This window comes from Ferdinandcohnia salidurans (genome assembly GCF_042680725.1).
Classification (GTDB): Bacteria; Bacillota; Bacilli; order Bacillales; family Bacillaceae_L; genus Ferdinandcohnia; species Ferdinandcohnia salidurans.
In genome coordinates this window covers 1-1,995 of the sequence record NZ_JBHUEK010000038.1, presented here as the reverse complement: position 1 = coordinate 1,995, position 1,995 = coordinate 1, and the positions used below count along the sequence as shown (strand labels likewise).

Genomic DNA, 1,995 nt, shown 5'->3' with positions numbered 1-1,995 from the left:
TGAGTCTTACCGAACTGGCGGGGGTGCCGTGGTGGTGGTATGAGTCGATCGAGCAACGCTCCGCGATACGGAGCACTCGTCGAACGCCACGCCCGAGACGACCGAGGCCTCGAGGCCGAGCACTCGAGTTGGCACGACGCGAGGACCCCGAGCGGAGAGCCGGTCTCGATCAAGGGAGCCATGAGACGGCGAGCCGACGGCTCTACCGGACGGTTTCGCATCTTTCAGGATGCCTACGATACGCTGGCGAAACGGGACGGATGGATCTACTTCGCCGCCTATCGACCTCGAGGCCGAGGGATCGAGGTCCTCCGTTCCAAGATGACCCGAGCCCGGACGCTCAGGCTCTCAGACAGCGATTTCTATCCGAGCGGCCACCATCGAGGGCCGCAGATCAAACTCTCGATCGAGGAGGTGTTTCAGTGACCATGGCCCGCAGACTCAGACTCACGGCAGAGGTGGCACAGGTGATCGATCCAGACGAGCGAGACGGCTACATGGTGCCCGGAGAGATCCTCGAGGCCCTCGAGGACGAGCAACGTCTCGCGGTGCTATGGCTCGAGCCCGACGATCTCCGAGCCCAGGTCCTCCGGACTCCGCTCGTCGGCTCGGTCGCTGGACTGTTCGGACTCGAGATCGAGACCGAGGTCGTCGCGATCGATCCGGAGATCGACGTCGGCGAGGGCGCGATCGTTCGGGCCGACCTCGAGGAGGCATACGTTCGGGAGGAGCGACTCCGCGGAGAGACGATCGAGCAGGAGGTCGGTCTCTGGGAGGTCGTCGACGTCGTCGAGACGATCCGAGCCGCTCCGCAAGAGGACGTCGACGACAGCATCGAGCGACTCGGTCTCGAGGTCGACCCGGTGGACGTCGACGAAGACGACCAGGAGGCGAGCGACGACGAGATCGAGGGGCCGGCCGAGGCCGATCCGGTGGACGTCGACGACGATCCCGAGAAGCGAGAGCCGTCGATCCTCGATCGACTCCGCGAGTTCGTTTCCTCCGAGAGTGGCGTCGACGGTCTCGAGGACGATCCCGTCGACGATGAGCCCGCGGACCTGTTCGAGGACCTCGAGGAGGACGTCGACGCAGACGGCCAGGAGGAGACCGACGGCGAGAGCTTCGAGCCGATCGAGATCGAGGACGACGTCGACGACGTCCTTGCACTCGAGCCGGTCGACGACGACCTCGAGGAGGACGACGTCGTCGCTCTCGAGCCCGTCGACGAGAGACCGTGACGGTGACTGTCCGAGACCGAGTGACGAGCGTTGTGCTACTGTGCGGCCTCTCGGCCCCTCTCGTGGCCGTTCTCTCCGATCCACTCCTAGCGGTCGGGATTGCGACGGCCGTCGCGCTGGCCGCCAACTGGGGGCTCTGGCGGTGGCGTCGGTTGCGGGCCGAGAGCGGCCACTGAGCGGATTCTATTCTCACAGGTAGCTCAGAGCAGAGAACAGAGAGATCGACGTCGAGCAGGGAGTCCGGCCGTCTCGTCGGTTCGTGGCGGGTGGACGTCGACGGGACGATCGTCGCTCGGGGAGCTGTCCTCGACGACGATCCCGGCCTCGAGGAGGACGTCGACGTCGAGATCTAGCGGGAGTTCTCGAGAGGTCGGAGAGCCGGGTGATCGATAGCGGCCGATTCTCGGCCCGCATTCGGTCGCTCTCGTGGCCGATGAGATTGCGCGAAGTCTCGGCCGTGTTTCGGTGGCGGCTCTCTATGCAGTTGCTACGGGTTCGGTTAATCCCGGAAAAATATATGAAATGATTTCCGATAATTTCCCGGCGGATAGAGTTGTTCAGATAGTTTACTCAGATTTGAGTTACCCCAACCAGAAACTCGATCTCGAGTTAACGATTGCCCCGTGAAGAATCATTACATACTTTGTTTCACGAACCTCTCGGGTATGGTGATAGATTAATTATTACGCCCCTTCTTACTCCAGAAGGAAGAAGCATTTTCATTTTGATACTTCTCGCGCCGCTTTTGCGGCGCGAG

Annotated in this window: 2 protein-coding genes; both read left to right on the top strand. The window is 62.4% G+C overall.

Features of this window, described 5'->3' with window-relative positions; translation table 11 throughout:
* The first annotated feature begins 39 nt into the window (after window positions 1–39).
* Window positions 40–426, top strand: coding sequence for a PD-(D/E)XK family putative nuclease (locus ACFSFW_RS24265; RefSeq protein WP_465253937.1), 387 nt, complete (start codon window positions 40–42; stop codon window positions 424–426).
* Window positions 423–1,238, top strand: a complete 816-nt coding sequence (locus ACFSFW_RS24205; RefSeq protein WP_388042218.1) for a hypothetical protein — start codon at window positions 423–425, stop codon at window positions 1,236–1,238. The genes ACFSFW_RS24265 and ACFSFW_RS24205 overlap by 4 nt, the downstream gene beginning before the upstream one ends.
* The last annotated feature ends 757 nt before the right edge of the window (window positions 1,239–1,995 follow it).

Excerpts from the sequence above, each read along its gene's own strand:
- ACFSFW_RS24265 (WP_465253937.1), top strand. The coding sequence starts at position 40 with ATGAGTCGATCGAGCAACGCTCCGCGATACGGAGCACTCGTCGAACGC.